16 protein-coding genes and 9 tRNA genes are annotated in these 18728 nt (G+C 45.4%); 4 read left to right on the plus strand and 21 right to left on the minus strand.

What is annotated here, in order from left to right:
* Positions 1 to 57: 57 nt before the first annotated feature.
* From metH to mutY, 8 genes are all read right to left on the minus strand, one after another.
* Positions 58 to 3735, minus strand: coding sequence for a methionine synthase (gene metH / locus LNL84_RS14565; protein WP_244358296.1), 3678 nt, complete (start codon positions 3733 to 3735; stop codon positions 58 to 60).
* 357 nt (positions 3736 to 4092) lie between these two features.
* Positions 4093 to 4168: transfer RNA gene (locus tag LNL84_RS14570), tRNA-Asn, on the minus strand.
* A 39-nt stretch (positions 4169 to 4207) separates the two neighbouring features.
* Positions 4208 to 4283 (minus strand) — tRNA-Phe (locus LNL84_RS14575).
* A 7-nt stretch (positions 4284 to 4290) separates the two neighbouring features.
* Positions 4291 to 4366, minus strand: a tRNA-Thr gene (locus LNL84_RS14580).
* A gap of 70 nt (positions 4367 to 4436) precedes the next feature.
* Positions 4437 to 4512: transfer RNA gene (locus LNL84_RS14585), tRNA-Phe, on the minus strand.
* 103 nt (positions 4513 to 4615) lie between these two features.
* The gene (mltC, locus tag LNL84_RS14590; protein ID WP_244358297.1) at positions 4616 to 5749 is read right to left on the minus strand and encodes a membrane-bound lytic murein transglycosylase MltC; all 1134 of its coding nucleotides are present in this window, start codon (positions 5747 to 5749) and stop codon (positions 4616 to 4618) included.
* Between the two features lie 57 nt (positions 5750 to 5806).
* Entirely contained in the window at positions 5807 to 6079 is a 273-nt protein-coding gene (locus LNL84_RS14595; protein ID WP_244358298.1) for an oxidative damage protection protein, read from the minus strand.
* Positions 6080 to 6089: 10 nt separating this feature from the next.
* The gene (gene mutY, locus LNL84_RS14600; protein ID WP_244358316.1) at positions 6090 to 7142 is read right to left on the minus strand and encodes an A/G-specific adenine glycosylase; all 1053 of its coding nucleotides are present in this window, start codon (positions 7140 to 7142) and stop codon (positions 6090 to 6092) included.
* A gap of 166 nt (positions 7143 to 7308) precedes the next feature.
* Between mutY and trmB the strand changes: the two genes are divergently transcribed.
* Both trmB and glsB read left to right on the plus strand, forming a co-directional pair.
* Positions 7309 to 8028 carry a tRNA (guanosine(46)-N7)-methyltransferase TrmB gene (gene trmB, locus LNL84_RS14605; RefSeq protein ID WP_244358299.1) on the plus strand — a complete coding sequence of 240 codons (720 nt, stop codon included), beginning with the start codon at positions 7309 to 7311 and terminating at the stop codon, positions 8026 to 8028.
* A gap of 59 nt (positions 8029 to 8087) precedes the next feature.
* Positions 8088 to 9008 carry a glutaminase B gene (gene glsB, locus LNL84_RS14610; protein ID WP_244358300.1) on the plus strand — a complete coding sequence of 307 codons (921 nt, stop codon included), beginning with the start codon at positions 8088 to 8090 and terminating at the stop codon, positions 9006 to 9008.
* A 49-nt stretch (positions 9009 to 9057) separates the two neighbouring features.
* Here the strand turns inward: glsB and hemW are convergent, their stop codons facing one another.
* Genes hemW through LNL84_RS14645 form a run of 7 tightly spaced genes read right to left on the minus strand, consistent with a single transcriptional unit; the run spans position 9058 to position 13733 of the window.
* Positions 9058 to 10206, minus strand: a complete 1149-nt coding sequence (gene hemW, locus LNL84_RS14615) for a radical SAM family heme chaperone HemW (RefSeq protein WP_244358301.1) — start codon at positions 10204 to 10206, stop codon at positions 9058 to 9060.
* A gap of 2 nt (positions 10207 to 10208) precedes the next feature.
* Positions 10209 to 10811, minus strand: coding sequence for an XTP/dITP diphosphatase (locus LNL84_RS14620; protein ID WP_244358302.1), 603 nt, complete (start codon positions 10809 to 10811; stop codon positions 10209 to 10211).
* Between the two features lie 16 nt (positions 10812 to 10827).
* A complete protein-coding gene (locus LNL84_RS14625) occupies positions 10828 to 11259 on the minus strand; it encodes a DUF4426 domain-containing protein (RefSeq protein ID WP_244358303.1) in 432 nt (143 codons plus the stop codon).
* A gap of 24 nt (positions 11260 to 11283) precedes the next feature.
* Positions 11284 to 11571, minus strand: a complete 288-nt coding sequence (gene yggU / locus LNL84_RS14630) for a DUF167 family protein YggU (RefSeq protein WP_244358317.1) — start codon at positions 11569 to 11571, stop codon at positions 11284 to 11286.
* Positions 11571 to 12128, minus strand: a complete 558-nt coding sequence (locus LNL84_RS14635) for a YggT family protein (RefSeq protein WP_244358304.1) — start codon at positions 12126 to 12128, stop codon at positions 11571 to 11573. Before LNL84_RS14635 ends, yggU begins: the two co-directional genes overlap by 1 nt.
* Positions 12129 to 12165: 37 nt before the next feature.
* The gene (proC, locus tag LNL84_RS14640) at positions 12166 to 12984 is read right to left on the minus strand and encodes a pyrroline-5-carboxylate reductase (protein ID WP_244358305.1); all 819 of its coding nucleotides are present in this window, start codon (positions 12982 to 12984) and stop codon (positions 12166 to 12168) included.
* Between the two features lie 38 nt (positions 12985 to 13022).
* The gene (locus LNL84_RS14645) at positions 13023 to 13733 is read right to left on the minus strand and encodes a YggS family pyridoxal phosphate-dependent enzyme (RefSeq protein ID WP_244358306.1); all 711 of its coding nucleotides are present in this window, start codon (positions 13731 to 13733) and stop codon (positions 13023 to 13025) included.
* Positions 13734 to 13759: 26 nt separating this feature from the next.
* Here LNL84_RS14645 and LNL84_RS14650 point away from each other — a divergent pair, with 26 nt between their 5' ends.
* Both LNL84_RS14650 and LNL84_RS14655 read left to right on the plus strand, forming a co-directional pair.
* Positions 13760 to 14791, plus strand: a complete 1032-nt coding sequence (locus LNL84_RS14650; RefSeq protein WP_244358307.1) for a type IV pilus twitching motility protein PilT — start codon at positions 13760 to 13762, stop codon at positions 14789 to 14791.
* Positions 14792 to 14822: 31 nt separating this feature from the next.
* Positions 14823 to 15905 carry a PilT/PilU family type 4a pilus ATPase gene (locus LNL84_RS14655; protein ID WP_425244313.1) on the plus strand — a complete coding sequence of 361 codons (1083 nt, stop codon included), beginning with the start codon at positions 14823 to 14825 and terminating at the stop codon, positions 15903 to 15905.
* Positions 15906 to 15961: 56 nt separating this feature from the next.
* Here LNL84_RS14655 and LNL84_RS14660 read toward each other — a convergent pair.
* From LNL84_RS14660 to LNL84_RS14685, 6 genes are all read right to left on the minus strand, one after another.
* A tRNA-Asn gene (locus LNL84_RS14660) sits at positions 15962 to 16037 on the minus strand.
* Positions 16038 to 16068: 31 nt separating this feature from the next.
* Positions 16069 to 16144 (minus strand) — tRNA-Thr (locus tag LNL84_RS14665).
* 31 nt (positions 16145 to 16175) lie between these two features.
* A tRNA-Asn gene (locus LNL84_RS14670) sits at positions 16176 to 16251 on the minus strand.
* Positions 16252 to 16259: 8 nt separating this feature from the next.
* Positions 16260 to 16335 (minus strand) — tRNA-Thr (locus LNL84_RS14675).
* Between the two features lie 56 nt (positions 16336 to 16391).
* Positions 16392 to 16467: transfer RNA gene (locus LNL84_RS14680), tRNA-Phe, on the minus strand.
* A 239-nt stretch (positions 16468 to 16706) separates the two neighbouring features.
* Positions 16707 to 18329, minus strand: a complete 1623-nt coding sequence (locus LNL84_RS14685) for a methyl-accepting chemotaxis protein (RefSeq protein ID WP_244358309.1) — start codon at positions 18327 to 18329, stop codon at positions 16707 to 16709.
* Positions 18330 to 18728: the final 399 nt, after the last annotated feature.

The raw sequence follows: 18728 nt of genomic DNA on the forward strand, positions 1-18728 counted from the left end.
AAAAGCGGCTTGTAATCAAGCCGCTTTTTATTTCCAATCGAACTGCCTTCATAACTCTTAGTTAAGGTTAGGCCCTAACCATTTTTCCGCTTCAAGCCGACCCCAACCTTTACGGTCCGCATAACTATCGAGTTGATCTTCTTGGATCTGGGCAATCGCAAAGTAGCGAGAATCAGGGTGCGAGAAATACCAGCCAGACACCGATGCTCCTGGCCACATGGCGTAGCTTGAAGTCAGCGACATTCCAATGGTTTCTTCTACCGCAAGTAACTCCCAAAGTGGCCCTTTTTCAGTATGTTCAGGACACGCAGGATAACCCGGTGCTGGACGAATCCCCTGATACTTTTCACGGATCAGATCTTCATTATCGAGCGTTTCATCTGGTGAATAGCCCCAAATCTCTTTTCTGATCTTTTCGTGTAGATACTCGGCAAATGCCTCAGCCAAACGGTCAGCGACCGCCTGAATCATGATGGCGTTATAGTCATCCCCTGCCGCTTTGTATTGATCGGCCAGTTCGCGCTCACCAATTCCGCCAGTAACGGCAAAGGCTCCTATCCAGTCCAGCTTACCGCTTGATTTCGGGGCAACATAGTCAGATAGACAGTAGTTGTAACCTTTTGGCTTCAGAGTCTGCTGCCTTAAATTGCACAGTACCTTTGCAACCTCGCTGCGAGACTCATCGGTGTAAACCTCAATGTCATCATCAACGCTCGCTGCTGGGAACAGTCCACAAATACCTCTAGCTTCAAGTAAGCCTTCACGCTCAACTCTATCGATCAGGTCGTTGGCGTCTTTAAACAAGCGCTTGGCTTCTTCACCCACTTCTTCATGTTCGAAGATTTTTGGGTACTTGCCCATCAACGTCCACGTCATAAAGAATGGTGTCCAATCGATGTATTTGCGCAGGGTAGCAACATCAACGTCGCTAAAGACATGCACACCCGGTTTTACTGGCGCTGGAGGTGTATAGCTTTCCCAGTTAATGGCAACTTTGTTAGCCCGAGCTTCCTCGAGAGTGACGGGTTTGGTGCGCGGTTTTTTACGATTATGTTGATCTCGTACTCTCTCATAGTCGAGTTCAAGTTTTTCAACAAAGGCAGGGCGCAACTCATCGGAAAGCAATGATGAACAAACCCCAACAGCACGAGAAGCATTGTTTACATACACCACTGGGTGAGAATAGTTTTGTTCAATTTTCACCGCTGTGTGCGCTTTAGAGGTGGTGGCACCACCAATAAGTAAAGGTAAATCGAAACCCTGACGCTCCATCTCTTTAGCAACGTGCACCATCTCATCCAATGATGGTGTAATAAGGCCTGATAATCCGATGATATCAACGTTTTCTTCTTTAGCGACTTTTAGGATGTGTTCGCACGAGACCATGACGCCGAGATCTACGATCTCATAGTTATTGCATTGCAGAACCACCCCTACGATGTTCTTGCCGATGTCATGAACATCGCCTTTCACCGTCGCTAACAGGATTTTACCGTTTGTTGCCCCTGCTTGTTTTTCCGCATTGATATATGGCTCTAGATGCGCAACCGCTTGTTTCATTACTCGGGCGGATTTCACCACCTGAGGTAAGAACATTTTACCTTCACCAAATAAATCTCCGACTACGTTCATGCCATCCATTAATGGACCTTCAATCACGTGCAGTGGTTTCTCTGCATTAATACGAGCTTCTTCGGTGTCTTCAACAATAAACTCAGTAATGCCTTTCACTAACGCATGCTCTAAGCGTTTGGCTACTGACCAGGTTCGCCATTCCAGAGCTGTAGCATCATCTTCTTTGCCAACGCCTTTACCTGCGAACTCTGCTGCAATATCCAGCAAACGCTCTGTACCATCGTCTCTGCGGTTTAGCACCACATCTTCTACCGCTTCGCGAAGTTTCTCTGGCACATTGTCATAGATTTCTAATTGTCCGGCGTTAACGATCCCCATATCCATACCGTTTTTGAAACAGTGGTATAGGAATACTGCATGAATGGCTTCACGAACGTAGTTGTTGCCTCTAAATGAGAAGGACACGTTTGAGACGCCGCCAGAAATCATTGCATACGGCAGATCACGTTTGATGTCTGCCACCGCCTCAATAAAGTCCACCGCATAATTGTTATGCTCTTCGATACCGGTCGCGACAGCGAAGATGTTTGGGTCGAAGATAATATCCTCTGGTGGAAAGCCAACTTCGTCGACGAGAACTCGGTAAGCCTTGGTACAAATCTCGACTTTGCGCTCACGAGTATCAGCCTGCCCAACTTCATCAAAGGCCATCACAATTACGGCTGCACCGTAACGGCGAATCAGTTTAGCTTGCTCAACAAACTTCTCTTTCCCCTCTTTAAGAGAAATAGAGTTCACGATGCCTTTGCCCTGAATACACTTCAATCCAGCTTCGATGACTTCCCACTTGGACGAGTCCACCATGATAGGCACTTTGGATATTTCCGGCTCAGTGGCACACAGATTAAGAAAACGCACCATACACGCTTCGGCATCCAACATGCCTTCATCCATATTGATGTCAATGATTTGCGCGCCGTTTTCAACTTGTTGACGAGCAACTTCAAGAGCTTCATCGTACAGCTCTTCTTTAATTAAGCGCTTAAACCGTGCAGAGCCCGTCACATTGGTTCTTTCACCAACATTGATAAACAGTGTGTCTTTCTCTATGGTAAGTGGCTCAAGACCCGATAAGCGGCACGCTTTAGTTAATTTTGGTAGTGCCCTAGGTGTGACGCCTTCAACTGCTTTGGCCATCTGGCGGATATGCTCAGGCGTAGTACCACAACAACCGCCCACAAGGTTTAGAAAGCCGCTCTGCGCCCATTCCGATATATGCTCTGACATATCTTCTGGCGATAGATCGTATTCACCAAAGGCATTGGGTAAACCCGCATTTGGGTGAGCCGAGACATGGCATTCTGAAATACGCGAAAGTTCGTCTACGTATTGTCTTAGTTCATCAGGCCCAAGTGCACAGTTAAGGCCAAAGGAAATTGGATTAACATGGCGCATCGCATTGTAGAATGCTTCTGTCGTTTGGCCTGAGAGCGTTCGTCCTGATGCATCGGTAATGGTACCCGAGATCATCACAGGCAGCTCAATCGACAACTCCTCAAACACCGACTCAACTGCAAAAGAACAGGCCTTGGCATTAAGTGTATCAAAGATAGTTTCAATAAGAATGAGGTCACAACCACCTTTAATCAACGCACGCGTTGATTCTGAATAAGCTTCAACCAAATCATCAAAGGTAACATTTCGAAACCCAGGATCATTAACATCAGGAGAAAGCGAACACGTTCGATTCGTTGGCCCAAGAACACCGGCTACAAAACGAGGCTTTTCTGGGGTGTTGATAGACCACTCATCAGCCGCCGCTCTGGCTATTTTTGCCGCTTCAAAGTTAATCTCGTAACTCAACTCTTCCATGTCGTAGTCAGCCATGGCAATTGTCGTTGCGTTAAAAGTGTTGGTTTCAAGAATATCTGCGCCAGCTTCTAGGTAAGCACTGTGGATTTCTTTAATTAAATCAGGTTGAGTAAGGACAAGAAGATCGTTATTGCCTTTTAAATCACTGTGCCAATCGGCAAAGCGTTCGCCACGATAATCCGCTTCTTCCAACTGATAGCCCTGGATCATCGTACCCATACCACCATCAATCAGTAGTATGCGCTGTTTAAGTTGATTCTCAATTATGTTTCTTAGATTTTGTCCCACAGTACTGCCTCATTCCTTTTTCACTGATGACATCCTATCACAGAAACAATAGAAATCTAGACGGCTAAATAGCCTAACAATCAACATTCTTATCAGGGCTTATATCCATTTGGAATTTAGAATCATCGCCGTCACTAAAATCAGGCAGTACCGCAATAAGTAATGCTCTAATAAACGCCGGATATCGATGTGCAAAAGCAGCTTGTTTACGGGCTACTTATTATCAAGAGATCGGTCTAAGGGCCAAGGTTGGTTGGGCGGGCATTATCTGGCAACGTCGGTGTAAAGCTTGACCACAGAAAATTTATCGTATCAAAACGAAAAAAGGCTGCATCATAAGATGCAGCCTTTAAAATGTGGCTCCCCCTGCGGGACTCGAACCTGCGACATACGGATTAACAGTCCGCCGTTCTACCAACTGAACTAAGGGGGAATTATTTGTGTTAGCATTTTCATGCTAAGCACCAAATAATGGTGCCTCGAGGCGGAATCGAACCACCGACACGAGGATTTTCAATCCTCTGCTCTACCGACTGAGCTATCGAGGCAAAAGAATGGTGCCGACTACCGGAGTCGAACTGGTGACCTACTGATTACAAGTCAGTTGCTCTACCTACTGAGCTAAGTCGGCACACTAAATTCTTTATGCTTCTGTTCGTGCTGCTAATTTAAAAAATCGTTGGCACCAACAAATCAAATTGTGGTGCCCGGAGGCGGAATCGAACCACCGACACGAGGATTTTCAATCCTCTGCTCTACCGACTGAGCTATCCGGGCAACGGAGCGCTATTAAACGGATTTTCGGCTCTCCCGTCAACTGCTTTTTTAAAAAAACTTCAAAAACATGCGCGACTGCTGCATTTTTCAGCAAAAACAGCTTTTAGCCCTTCCCTGCGTTAAAATCCTTTTTGAATTTTGTTACTTTTTCTAGGTATCTTCGCGATTCGCTATTTGGGTGTTTCTTCGTTAATGCCCAATAAACCTGATTCGGTTGCAAAGAATTCAGATCGCTCATTGCTCGTTTTCTGTCCTTACTAAAGGTATTGAGCACTCCACCCGTTCCGCCGTTGTATGCCGAAATCATACTGTATTCCAATGACGTGGGGTGTTTTACATCGCGCAGGTAACGGTTTTTCAAAATATAAAAATACGCGGTTCCCGTATCGATGTTTTTTTCTGGATTGAACAAATATTCTGGTGATGGCTCACCTGGTTGCTTTTTGACTAATTTAAAAACGTCTCGCCCTGCAGTTTTGGGAACCACCTGCATCAACCCATAGGCATTTGCCCAGCTTACCGCATACGGGTTAAAACTGCTTTCTGTTTTGATGATGGCGTAAATCAAGTCTTCTGGAATGTCGTATTTCTGTGAGGCGCGACGAACAATATCGGCGTATTTATAGCTGCGTTTCTCTGCGTGGTCAGCCACCATAGGGATCTCAACGTAATACGCCTTTTTATAATCGACCTGTTTTGTTTTCAGTTTATTGGCAATGAGGTAATCGGCGTATTTATTGGCGCGCCAAGACCACTGTATCGGTTGCTTGTCTTGATCCACCACTTGATTGTACAAAAATGGACGCCCTTCTAACGTGATACTGCGCGAAGAGAATAGATCAACGTTCGCGGGATCGTCAGGAGTCAGTAAGGTGGTCACTATGGCGTTTTTAAGGTGCTTCTCGGGCTCTGTTGGCGAAACGGTCTCAACAATGATGGTACCGCGGCTAAAGTTGACCTCCGTGCGGCTAAGGTAGTTGTCGATATACTTTACGTAGTTACTTTTTCCCGCGACTTTAATTTCACGACTTCCCCAACGCTTCTCGATATTACCGTTGAAACTACTGATTAATGCATCCAGCGCTTTGACGTCTTTTTGAAACTGTCCGGGAAGTTCGGCTAAGTTTTTTGCAAAGCGGTTTGTTGGTTGATAGTTCACATCGTAGATTCTTTCAATCAACTCACGACTACAGCCCACCAGCAAAAGAGGGATAAAAAAATAAAACAGTTTTTTCATAAGCTCCTCATAAAAACACCACACTTCTTACGAAGTATGGTGTTTTTAGGCTAAATCCTACTCCGACGGCGGAGTATATCCCTCGATGATGACATCCTTGCCCTCGAAGAGAAAATTAATCATTTCTGTTTCAAGCAGCTTACGGTGCTCAGGGTCCATCATATTAAGCTTTTTTTCATTAATGAGCATGGTCTGCTTTAGTTGCCATTGCCCCCACGCTTCCTTAGATATCGAATCAAAGATTTTTTTGCCAAGGTCACCTGGATAAAGCTGAAAATCTAGACCTTCAGCTTCTTTTTTTAAATGCTCACAAAAAACCGTACGGCTCATTCTTTATTCCTCAGTTTAATTCATAGTTAAGGGTATCGAGCAGCTGCTTAACAGGCGCTGCCAGTCCAACCTTATTTGGCTTGTTTAAGTTATACCAGAGACCCTTAGAGTCTTCCATAACCTGATTCGGAAGCGAGCTCAACTTCACGAGAACAGGCGTAATGTCTAAATGATAGTGACTAAAGGTGTGTCGAAAGGCAATGAGTGCGGTTTGACTCATAATTTGATGATCCACTACACCAAGCGAATCCAAGCAAAGAGAAATATCACTACTGTCACTTTGAGGAAAACAATGTAGCCCGCCCCAGATCCCTGAAGATGGTCTTTGCTCCAACCATACTTGCTGTTCATGCACGCAAATAGCAAACCAAGTTTGCTTCTCTGGTTTCTGCTTTTTCGGCTTTTTCCCCGGATAATCGAGCGGATTACCTTGCTTATTTGCCAGACAGAATGACTGCACGGGACAAAGCGTACACTTAGGGCGACTACGCGTGCACACCAAGGCGCCCATATCCATCATGGCTTGGTTGTATTTGTCGACATCTTGCCCAGGGGTGTGCATCTCAGCAAATTGCCACAGCTGATTCTCAACTTGTTTTTTACCTGGCCATCCTTCGATAGCAAAGCTTCGAGCCAGAGTTCTTTTCACATTGCCATCTAAAATGGCATGGGGAAGCTTAAAAACCGATGAAAGAACGGCCGCTGCTGTAGAGCGACCTACACCAGGTAAAGCGTTCATTTCTTCTAAGGTAGTAGGAAACTCACCACTATGCTCATTCATAACCACTTGCGCAGCTTTGTGCAGATTTCTCGCACGGGCGTAATAGCCCAATCCCGTCCAATAATGCAGAACCTCATCTTGCTCAGCCTTGGCAAGATCACCGACTGTCGGGAAGCGTTCTAAAAATTTTTGGTAGTACGGAATTACCGTGGCAACCTGAGTTTGTTGCAACATAATTTCCGACAACCAGACTGTATAAGGGGTCTTGTTTTGCTGCCATGGTAGCGTTTTACGACCGTAATCGTCATACCACTGCAAAATTGAGCGTGCAAAAGGCGTCACAATTTTTCTCATTCCATTCTTCTTTTTAAGGCGAAATTGCACCACACTTAGCCTAGGTTGTAAAACGAACTGGGAAATATCTGTTTAATGATGACGAATAACACTTGCACCGATGTCATTTCTTTGGATAATTCCCGCTCTGATTATTGATTAAACAGGCAGAACAATGAGTGAAGTGACAACAAATGAATACACTGAAGACGGCAAACTCGTACGTAAGATACGCAGTTTTGTACGTCGCGAAGGACGCCTAACAAAAGGGCAAGAAGCCGCGATGGGAGCATGCTGGCCGACAATGGGTATTGATTATCAAGACACTTTGCTTGATTGGCAGCAAGTTTTTGGCAATGACAACCCAGTGGTACTAGAAATTGGTTTCGGTATGGGCGCTTCTTTGGTTGAGATGGCTAAGAATGCTCCTGAGGCTAACTTCATCGGTATCGAAGTACATAGCCCAGGTGTAGGTGCCTGCTTGTCATTAGCCCGCGACGCAGGAATAACGAATTTGCGCGTGATGTGCCACGATGCTGTCGAAGTGTTCGCGAACATGATCCCTGATAACAGCCTCACAACGTTGCAGTTGTTCTTCCCTGACCCATGGCATAAGAAGCGTCACCATAAGCGTCGTATCGTTCAGCTTGAATTTGCTGAAATGATCCGTCAGAAGCTTAAACTCGATAGTGGCGTATTCCACATGGCAACAGATTGGGAAAATTACGCTGAACATATGATTGAAGTGATGAACCAGGCACCAGGCTTTAGCAATATTGCTCAAGACGGTGACTATATTCCTCGCCCAGAGGAGAGGCCACTCACCAAGTTTGAAGCACGAGGCCACCGGTTAGGCCACGGTGTTTGGGATATCAAATACCGCCGCACAAACTAAACTAAAAAAGCCAACATTAAGTTGGCTTTTTTGACCCTGCTAGCAAATGGGCATCTCGCATGAAACCAACACCACAAATACTGTCACAAATACTGTCTGAAGTTCGACCTCTCATAGGCCAGGGCAAAGTAGCCGATTATATTCCGGCCCTAGCAAGAGTTGAGAGGCATAACCTCGGAATAGCGGTGTATACCAATGACGGCAAAGTGATACAAGCCGGTGATGCTGAGCAAGCTTTTTCGATTCAATCTATCTCGAAAGCGCTGAGCCTAACTTTAGCAATGATGCTCTACAAGCCTGAAGAAATCTGGTCTCGAGTCGGTAAAGAGCCTTCTGGGCAAGCCTTTAACTCAATGATCCAGCTTGAAATGGAGCGTGGCATCCCTCGCAACCCATTTATCAATGCTGGTGCGATTGTCATCGCTGATTTGCTGCAAAGCCGCTTATCGGCACCGAGACAGCGTCTGTTGGAGTTTGTTCGTAAACTGTCTGGCGACACACATATTGTTTATGACAAAGTCGTAGCGGCGTCAGAAATGATGCACAGCGACCGCAATGCCGCCATCGCCTATCTGATGCGCTCTTTTGGAAACTTCGATAACGATGTGATCCCAGTGCTCAATAATTACTTTCATGCGTGTGCTCTGAAAATGAACTGCATCGATCTGGCGAAAACTTTTAGTTATCTGGCCAACAAGGGCACCTCTGTACAAACTGGTAAACAAATTATCACTCCAATGCAGACCAAACAGCTCAATGCATTGTTAGCGACCTGTGGATTGTACGATGGCGCAGGAGAGTTTGCGTATCGTGTCGGTATGCCTGGAAAATCCGGCGTTGGTGGCGGGATAATTGCTATTGTACCGGGAGAGATGACCATTGCGGTCTGGTCTCCTGAACTCGATACTTCAGGAAACTCACTGGCTGGTACCAAAGCGTTAGAGCTTCTTTCTGAGCGCATCGGCCGCTCAATTTTCTAACGGTGCCATTACGGTGCTCTTTATCGTTCATAAGGAGCACCGGTGATATTTACATAAACGCTTCTAACAAATCATTGAGAAACAGTTTACCTTTTGCGGTCACTGTCCATGTTGTCTCATCTTCAATTAGATATTGCTTTTCTAACGCCCACGAAATAGTCTCCTGCACAGCACTGATCGGCAAACCAGTTCGTTCAACAAATTCCTCCTTGGGGCAAGGTTCAACCAGGCGAAAACGATTCATGAAAAACTCAAATGGCTTGTCGACATCATCAACATAATTTTCGGAATCCAGGTAGGGTTTTAGCATATTCAAATACCCTTTCGGATGTTTAACTTTAGCGGTGCGCATTATGCGACCATCGGCAAGCGTTAACTTACCGTGGGCCCCACAGCCAATCCCAAGATAGTCACCAAATCGCCAATAGTTGAGGTTATGCTGGCACTGATAGCCTGGCTTACTATAACCGGAGATCTCATATTGTTGATATCCAGCCTCGGTCAATATTTTGTGTCCCTGTTCAAAGATATCCCATAAGGCATCATCGTCAGGTAACGTCGGTGGTCGAGAATGAAATAAGGTATTAGGTTCAATGGTCAGTTGATACCATGACAAATGTGGAGGCTCCAACTCAATCGCTTGCTGTAAGTCACTCAACGCTTCTTCAACCGTCTGATCGGGTAAACCATGCATAAGATCTAGATTAAAGCTATTAAGGCCGATCTGATGTGCTAATTGAGCGGCTTTTTTCGCTTCGGATTGACCATGAATTCGCCCTAAGCGCTTTAGCTTATCTTGTTGAAAGCTCTGCACCCCAATAGAGATCCTTGTCACTCCTGCCTGTCGATATTCAGCGAATCGCGCCGCTTCAATCGTTCCAGGGTTTGCTTCCATGGTAATTTCGATGTCTTTGGTAAAAGGAATGCGTTGGTTAACCTCACTCAAAAGTTGACCGATATAACTTGGATCGATCAAACTCGGCGTACCGCCACCGATGAAGATTGATTGTAATAACCGCGCATCATCCGTCAGTTGATAGCGGCTGATATCTTGCTCTAAATCTTCAACTAGCGCGTTAATGTATTGCTGTTCAGGTATATTTCCCTTTAGGGCATGCGAGTTAAAATCACAATAAGGGCACTTTTGTACGCACCAAGGAATATGAATGTACAAACTCAGAGGAGGTAAGATCTTCATACTTAGAGACCTTTTGATTCTATAAGAGCAAACAGCTGCTTCAATGCCTTACCGCGGTGAGACAACTGCTTTTTACGTGTCGCGTCTAGTTCTGCTGACGCACAGCCTTCTTCTGGTACCCAAAAGATCGGGTCGTAGCCAAAACCATTATCACCGTGTGCTTGAGTCAGGATCTTTCCTTCCCACTGACCATGACACACTAAAGGCGTAGGGTCATCAGCATGACGCATCAACACCAATACACAATGGAAGCGTGCACTGCGCTGACTGTCATCAACACCATCCATTTCGTTTAGCACTTTCTCTAGATTGCGTTGATCGGTTGCGCCTGCGCCTGAATAACGAGCGGAATAGATGCCCGGCGCCCCTTTAAGGTAATCCACTTCAAGGCCTGAATCATCAGCAATGGCTGGCAAGCCGGTCTCTTTCGCCGCATGACGCGCTTTAATGATCGCGTTTTCAATAAATGTTGTACCTGTTTCTTCAACATCAGATACATTGAAATCACTTTGAGCATGAACGTCAAAACCAAAGTCTACCAGCAGATCTGACATCTCTTTTACTTTGCCCTGGTTGCCCGTTGCTAACACTATTTTTTTGTTCATTCGGTGATCTCTTTGATTACTCTTCAACATACAATTTTTGGCTGAATTTGATCGGGCCTTTGCCCTTAATACCAGCATCAACGTTTAATGTGAAATTATAGGTTTCTTCATTGGCAAAAGGAAACTGCGCTAAGTAGTAAATCGCTTCGCCTTCTTTTACCTGTTTAAATTCTAGCGTTTTTACCTGGCCGACAAGGTTCTTAGCTGTACCCGTGATCGCAACGTCCATTGCTGGCTTACCATTACTCATACGATCTAAAACCGAGACGTTGATGGTAGCAATATAACCATTACGCTTTAACTCGTAACTGCGAGCTACTTTAGGTGCCAAAAACGTCGAATTAAAAACCACGTAATGCACTTCTGCATCTTTTATGGTTTTAAACTGTTCTGCGTTGACCGACCCCGATACACACATGATAAGCAACAATTGCATCCATTTTTTCATGTTTTTCTCCTATATAAAAAGCCCTCACAGGAGGGCTTTTAGTTGTTCAGGCAACACGGCCGGTGATTCAATGCGAATTTTCTTGTGTCGGCCAAGCGCTCCCTTTTCTATGATGACTTGACTCTTAGCCACTTTGCACTGCTGTGCTAAATATTTAGTCAAATGCGCATTGGCTTTACCATCTACAGGCGGAGCGGTGATGACCACTTTAAATTCATCACCATGCACTCCAACCAATTTGTCACGACTGGCTTTAGGCTGAACGTACACCCTAAGAATGAGATCCACTCCATCGCGAACAGCAACAGCCACTATAGTTGGTACCAAATCGGTCCAATAAAGTCGCCCATTAGGAAGTTCGCGAACTGAAGCACAATAAACAGCACCAATACACTTAAGTCAAAGCCGCCCATTGCAGGAATGATACGGCGAATTGGGGCCAACATAGGCTCTGTTAGTTGATGAAACACATACTCAATGGGGCTGCGTCCTTGGCTTATCCAACTTAGTAGTGCGCGAATCAATAGTACCCAGAACAGCAAGCCACCAGCCGCTTTAATTAGGGACAGCAGACCCAGGAATAAGAAATCAACACCGAAAGAGAAGTTACTTCCCGCAGCAATTAGTACCAGGGCGACATACTTTGCGACACATAGTACATACGCAAACAGCAGCGTTGCCATATCCATACTGCCTATTGATGGAATTAGGCGTCGCAGCGGAGCAACCACTGGCTGAGTTGCTTTCACAATAAACTGGGAAAATGGATTGTAAAAGTCCGCTCTGGCAGCTTGGAGCCAGATCCTCAAAATTACCACCATAATATAAAGATCAAACAGTGTTGATACCAAGAAACTCATTGCATTCATACGTAGCCCTTACTACAAATCAGCATCGCTGGTGCGACTAAAATAATTTTTCCATCTCTTCAGCTCGATTGACTGCAGCTTGCATCGCTTTGGATACAATACCTCGTAGATCGCTCTGTTCAAATGTTCTTACGGCCTCAGCGGTTGTACCGCCTTTAGAGGTTACCTGCTCACGCAGTGTGCAAAGCTTTATATTCGGGTTCGCTATCACCATTTCAGCGGCGCCCAACGCAGATTGTTGAACCAACAGCCTTGCCGTCTCTTCGTCAAAACCACTTGCGATAGCTTGCTGTTGCATCGCTTCCATAAACAAGAAGAAGTATGCGGGCGCACTACCTGCCGCGGCTATAACATCATTAATACCCGACTCTTTTTCGACCCAGCACACTTTGCCTACGGCTTGCATTAGCTCACCAGCAAACTGTTTATCTGCCTGCGGGGTCACTGATGAAGCAAATAAGCCACTCATTCCTTTGCCGACAAGCGAAGGTGTGTTTGGCATCACGCGGATCAAGTTAAGTTCGCAAGCGAACATCTGCTGCAGTCGTTCCACGTTGATTCCCGCTGCAATAGAAATCACTAACTTGCTGCTGAAGTCGATGGCTTGTAGTGGTTTTGCCACCTCCTCCATCAACTGCGGTTTGACGGCCATCACCACGACATCAGCTTGCTCTGCAGCTGCGACATTGTCTGTAGTGACCTGGACACCGAAATCTTGCTCTAAAGCGGTAAGCTTACCCTTGCTACGATTCGTCGCAATAAGACAACTTGGATCGTAACCACCAGCTACCAGCCCTGCGACGATTGAGCGGGTCATATTACCTGCGCCAATGAAGGCTACTTTTCTTTGTTCCATGAAACTTATCCTAAATGAAAGCTTGTGAGCGCCGCTAACTAAGCTTTGTTACTGTAATCTCTTGCGCCAAATATTGCGGTGCCGATGCGAACAAGTGTGCTGCCCGCTTCTATCGCAGCTTCCATATCACCACTCATACCCATCGATAGTGTATCAACTTGTGGGTACTGCTTTACCAACGCGTCTTTTACCTCTGCGAGGGTTTTGAAGGCCGCAAGCTGAGATTGATAGTCACTGACGTTCTCTGGTATGGACATCACCCCTCTTAAGGTGAGGTTAGGAAGCTCGGATATCAACCGTGCGAGCTCAAATACTTCGTCGCCAGATACCCCAGATTTACTCGCTTCACCACTGGTATTGACTTGAATAAGCACTTGCAACGGTAGTAATGCGACTGGACGCTGATCATTTAGACGTTGTGCAATCTTGGCTCTATCAATGGAATGCACCCAGGCAAAGCTTTCGGCAATCGGTCGAGTTTTGTTCGACTGAATTGGGCCAATAAAATGCCACTCTATTGATAGCTCAGGGTGGTTGTCAGCAAAATACTGGGTCTTATCAACCCCTTCTTGTACGTAATTCTCACCGAACTTACATTGACCCGCTTGTAGCGCATCATATATTGCGGCCACAGGTTTTGTTTTGCTTACCGCTAACAGTTGCACGTCACCTTGTGGTCGACCGCACTTTTTCTCAGCAGCGTTGATCTGCGAGGTGATATGTTGAATATTTTGTTGAATATTGCTCATGGTTCACTATTAAAAAAGGAAAATGAATGGATATCACTGAGTTATTAGAATTTAGTGTAAAGCATAATGCGTCAGATCTACACCTTTCTGCTGGTGTATCTCCTATGGTACGCATTGATGGTGAGGTTAGAAAGCTCGACGTACCAGCCTTGTCACAATCCGATGTTCATAAGTTAATATTTGCAATCATGAATGATAATCAACAAAAAGCATTCCAAGAACAATTGGATGTTGATTTCTGCTTTGAATTGCCAACATTAGGGCGCTTTCGTGCCAATATTTTTCACCAAGCCAGAGGGAACGCCGCATCCATTCGTCTAATACCTACTGACATTCCAACATTAGCAACCCTTAACGCCCCTAGTATCTTAAATCAGTTAGCTGAATTAAAGCACGGACTAATACTTGTTGCAGGCCCCACAGGTTCGGGAAAATCCACTACCCTTGCGGCCATAGTGGACCATATAAATCGAAACAAAAATAAACACATTCTGACGATTGAAGATCCCATTGAATTCGTTCATTCCAATAAAAGGTGCTTGATTAATCAAAGAGAGGTACGTAGAGACGCTCTCAGCTTTCAAGCCGCTCTACGAGCTTCTTTAAGGGAAGACCCTGATGTGATCTTAGTTGGTGAACTGCGCGATAAGGAAACAATCAGCCTAGCAATTACCGCCGCAGAAACCGGCCACCTTGTACTGGCCACACTCCACACACAATCCGCAGCGAAGTCAATAAACAGAATCATTGATGTGTTCTCCTCATCAGAAAAAAGTGCCGTTAGATCGATGCTTTCAGAGTCTTTGCAAGCGGTTGTTGCTCAGAAGTTAATTAAAAAGAATATGGGTGGCCGAGTCGCATGCCATGAAATCATGCTTGCCACTCCGGCCATCAAGAACTTGATCCGTGAGGACAAAATCCCGCAAATGTACTCGGTTATCCAAACCAGCTCTGCAATGGGAATGGTAACCATGGAGCAATCTTTGCAAAAGCTAATCAGCCAGGGTTTGATTTCACCAGACCACTCTGATGTGGCTTCATCAGGCCATTTAGGTTAGCCAAATGAAGTTGAATGACTTATTAAAGAACATGGTGGAGACAAAAGCCTCTGATCTATACCTGACCGTAGACGCCTCACCACTCTTTCGTATTGATGGCGAGCTAAAACAAAACCAACAGCGCCTATCGCATACTGACATTTTAACTTTACTATCCCAGATGCTGGGCGAATCAGAACTCGAAGCCTTTAAGCGCACTAAGGAAGCCAACTTTGCTATTGCCAATCAATATGGTCGCTTTAGAGTGAGTGCTTTTTATCAAAGAGAACTTGCTACTGCAGTGGTTCGGCGCATTGAATCGCAAATTCCGACCTTTGAGACTCTAGGGCTTCCCGACGTTCTGCAAGATCTTTCGATTGCGAAGAGAGGATTAGTGCTTATTGTTGGGGCCACGGGCTCGGGCAAATCAAGTACATTAGCGGCAATGGTCGGCTACCGAAATGAGCATCGTACTGGGCATATTTTAACGGTTGAGGATCCCATCGAGTTTGTCCATCAACACAAGAAGTGCTTAATAAGCCAACGTGAGATTGGACTCGACACTGAGAGCTATTCCGTCGCACTTAAAAACTCCCTTAGACAAGCTCCAGATGTCATTGTAATCGGTGAGATCCGCACTAGAGAAACTATGGAGTATGCTCTACAGTTTGCAGAAACCGGCCATCTGTGTATGGCAACCTTACATGCGAATAATGCCCATCAGGCACTAGAGCGTATCCTTCACCTCATTCCAGAAGATCAGAAAAAGCAGCTGCTCTTCGATTTATCGAATAACTTACGCGGGGTTCTAGGACAGCAATTAGTACGCAAGCGCGAAGGGAAAGGTCGTCATGGCGTTTTTGAAGTTCTGCTTAACAGCCCAAGAGTTTCTGAGCTCATCCAGCGTGGAGAGTTACATAAAATAAAACAGACGATGGCTAGCTCTAAAGACGTTGGTATGCAGACATTTGATCAAGCTCTGTATACGCTGGTCACAGCAGAGAAAATTAGTGAAAGCGACGCATTAAGCTGCGCCGATTCTGCCAACGATCTAAGAATAATGCTCAAGCGCAATCAACCCACTGAGTGCCAGAAAAGCTCGTCTCTTGCGAACATTAAAATCGATATGAATTAGCGAACAAAAATAGCAGGTAAGAAAAAAGCCTCATCTTTCGATGAGGCTTCTTAATGTGGCTCCCCCTGCGGGACTCGAACCTGCGACATACGGATTAACAGTCCGCCGTTCTACCAACTGAACTAAGGGGGAATAAACTTTTTTCATCTTCCTACTAAGAAGATGGTGCCGACTACCGGAATCGAACTGGTGACCTACTGATTACAAGTCAGTTGCTCTACCTACTGAGCTAAGTCGGCTCATATTCCTCAAGATTGACTTGAGTGAAAATGGCTCCCCCTGCGGGACTCGAACCTGCGACATACGGATTAACAGTCCGCCGTTCTACCAACTGAACTAAGGGGGAATAAAGAATGGTGCCGACTACCGGAGTCGAACTGGTGACCTACTGATTACAAGTCAGTTGCTCTACCTACTGAGCTAAGTCGGCACACTAAATTCTTCTAAATGCTCGTACTGTCTAACAGCACCAACAATATTAAATTGTGGTGCCCGGAGGCGGAATCGAACCACCGACACGAGGATTTTCAATCCTCTGCTCTACCGACTGAGCTATCCGGGCGACGAGGTGTATTAAACGGTTTTTCGTGCTTTAGGTCAACACTAAATTGCAAAAAAAATATCGTTTGTCGATTTTCTATACTTAGCGCTCTGTTTTTATGCATCTAGTGCCCACAATCAACCCAGAGCACTATATACAATAGAATTAAAAACCGAGAAACTTTCTAATATACCGTAAAAAAAAAGCAGAAAGACGACAAAAACAGCCCCCCCTCATTTCCGCTCTTTTGAACATTTTTCCTATTTTACTTCGAATCGACTTATCCATTGGCTTAGCTCATTCGCCAAAGTGCTTAATGCCTGTGTCGCTCCATGCGTTTCCGTTACCACCTGGCGAAGTTCAATACCGCTTTGTTCGATCATATTGATACGCTGGGAGATATCATCACCCACTTGAGTCTGCTGTGCTGCTGCCGTTGCAATTTGGTGGCCCATTGCTGATATAGACTCAAGCGCAACAACGACATCCTGCAGAGCGCTGGAGGCATTAATTGATTCACTCACTGTAGCTTTACTGGTGTTTGCACAGATCTGCATGCTCTTGATCGCCTGAGCCGAACCCGCCTGTAAGTTCTGCATCCTGTGCTGGATTTCTTTGGTACTTTCTTGAGTTCGCCCTGCAAGGTTACGAACTTCATCAGCTACTACCGCAAAACCTCGCCCTTGGTCTCCAGCCCTAGCCGCTTCAATTGCTGCATTCAGGGCCAGCAAGTTGGTTTGCTCAGCGATATCGCCAATGACCTGCAACACACTGGCAATGTTATTAACCTCTCCATCCAGCTGAGAAAGCGCATGGCTTGCCTCAGAAAGTTGCGAAGCCAATCCTTCAATATTTGAAACCGTTGCCTGTATCAGCTTCTGAGCGTGCTGGCTCTGGCTATCTGCATTATCTGTGTTAATTGCCGTGTCACTTGCAGAGTCCGCTACATGATTGGCGGACGATGCCATTTCTGTCATGGCCGTAGCGATCATTTCTGTGCTTTGCTGCTGTGAGTCTGTCAGCGTCGCGATTTTTCCTGCTCTTGATTGAGTTTGTTTTAGCTCTCCAAGTATTGTTTTGGTAGAGCGATCAATATTTCCGACTAATTTCGCCAGTGACATACTCATTTCTTGAATCGATTCATAGATACTGCCTTTTTCAGCTTTCTCGACGAAGTCTCGATTAATCTTACCTTGAGAAATCTCTTGAACTGCACGTTGAACTTCTACTGGCTCTCCCCCCAAAATACATAGGATTTTTCTGCTGGAAAAAACCAATAGAGCAAAGATCGAACCGGCGATAGAAAAACAGAGTAAAAGCTGCCACTTTGCCGTAGCCCAGAAGCGAGTGTTGACCTCATTGAACCCTATTCCAGTGCCAACAACCCACCCCCAACGCGGTGTACGCTCTGCGATTGATAGCTTCTCTTCTACGCTACCATCAGCTTGCTTTTGAGACCATGAGTATTCGACAAGAGAGCCATTAGAGCTTGCCAGGGCGTCCAATATGAGCTGCCCGACACTTTGCCCCTTATGATCTCGAAAGTCATGAAAGCTTGTTCCGTGAAGTTGAGGATCTAAAGGAGCTGCGACAAAATCCATGTTTTCGTCAGCGACATACACATATTCACTATCCTTGTAGATATTATTTCGAAGTATCCGCTGTGCGACAGCTTTCGCTTGCTCGTCGGTAAACGTCCCCTCTTCCGCGAGCTTCTCAAGTTGCGATAACGTAGCGTATGCACTCTTAAATAGCTCTGTTACTCTGGTTTGATTGTCAACACTGCTTGCCATTCTTAATGTCCATAGGCCACTAAAGGACAGCACCAACATCGATACCAAAATGATGGCGGATAACAAATAGGTTTGTTTTCTTAGTTTCATATTATTGTCCGAATTTACAGATCATAATCTAGATATGGAATCCACTGACTTAAGCATCAGTATTTTTTTTGAGCATCGTAATATATAAATAACTAACGACGTAACCTGTTGTAATAAAACTATGGCAAGGGTTTAATTTTCAATAAAAATTAAGTCTGTCACTTGTAATAGATGATAATTAGAGGGTGCTTTAGTATCGCCGCAAGAATGAATATCAATAACAAATGGAAGTCTTCAGCTTTCAACTGGAACGCTTACTCGAGGCTTCGTATAAGAGGTGTGTAGCTAGGCTTGAACTCAAGCGGGACGCAACTTCTGTATAGAGAACGAAAATTGCAGATAATAAAAAACCCGACGCTTTCGCATCGGGTTTTTTAATAAGTGGCGGAGTGGACGGGA

The organism is Vibrio gelatinilyticus, assembly GCF_022836845.1.
Taxonomy (GTDB): Bacteria; Pseudomonadota; Gammaproteobacteria; order Enterobacterales; family Vibrionaceae; genus Vibrio; species Vibrio gelatinilyticus.

Excerpts from the sequence above, each read along its gene's own strand:
- LNL84_RS14685 (WP_244358309.1), bottom strand. The coding sequence starts at position 18,329 with ATGAAACTAAGAAAACAAACCTATTTGTTATCCGCCATCATTTTGGTA.
- mltC (WP_244358297.1), bottom strand. The coding sequence starts at position 5,749 with ATGAAAAAACTGTTTTATTTTTTTATCCCTCTTTTGCTGGTGGGCTGT.
- LNL84_RS14625 (WP_244358303.1), bottom strand. The coding sequence starts at position 11,259 with ATGAAAAAATGGATGCAATTGTTGCTTATCATGTGTGTATCGGGGTCG.
- LNL84_RS14620 (WP_244358302.1), bottom strand. The coding sequence starts at position 10,811 with ATGAACAAAAAAATAGTGTTAGCAACGGGCAACCAGGGCAAAGTAAAA.
- proC (WP_244358305.1), bottom strand. The coding sequence starts at position 12,984 with ATGGAACAAAGAAAAGTAGCCTTCATTGGCGCAGGTAATATGACCCGC.
- glsB (WP_244358300.1), top strand. The coding sequence starts at position 8,088 with ATGAAACCAACACCACAAATACTGTCACAAATACTGTCTGAAGTTCGA.
- LNL84_RS14595 (WP_244358298.1), bottom strand. The coding sequence starts at position 6,079 with ATGAGCCGTACGGTTTTTTGTGAGCATTTAAAAAAAGAAGCTGAAGGT.
- LNL84_RS14645 (WP_244358306.1), bottom strand. The coding sequence starts at position 13,733 with ATGAGCAATATTCAACAAAATATTCAACATATCACCTCGCAGATCAAC.
- hemW (WP_244358301.1), bottom strand. The coding sequence starts at position 10,206 with ATGAAGATCTTACCTCCTCTGAGTTTGTACATTCATATTCCTTGGTGC.
- LNL84_RS14650 (WP_244358307.1), top strand. The coding sequence starts at position 13,760 with ATGGATATCACTGAGTTATTAGAATTTAGTGTAAAGCATAATGCGTCA.
- LNL84_RS14635 (WP_244358304.1), bottom strand. The coding sequence starts at position 12,128 with ATGAATGCAATGAGTTTCTTGGTATCAACACTGTTTGATCTTTATATT.
- LNL84_RS14655 (WP_425244313.1), top strand. The coding sequence starts at position 14,823 with ATGGTGGAGACAAAAGCCTCTGATCTATACCTGACCGTAGACGCCTCA.
- trmB (WP_244358299.1), top strand. The coding sequence starts at position 7,309 with ATGAGTGAAGTGACAACAAATGAATACACTGAAGACGGCAAACTCGTA.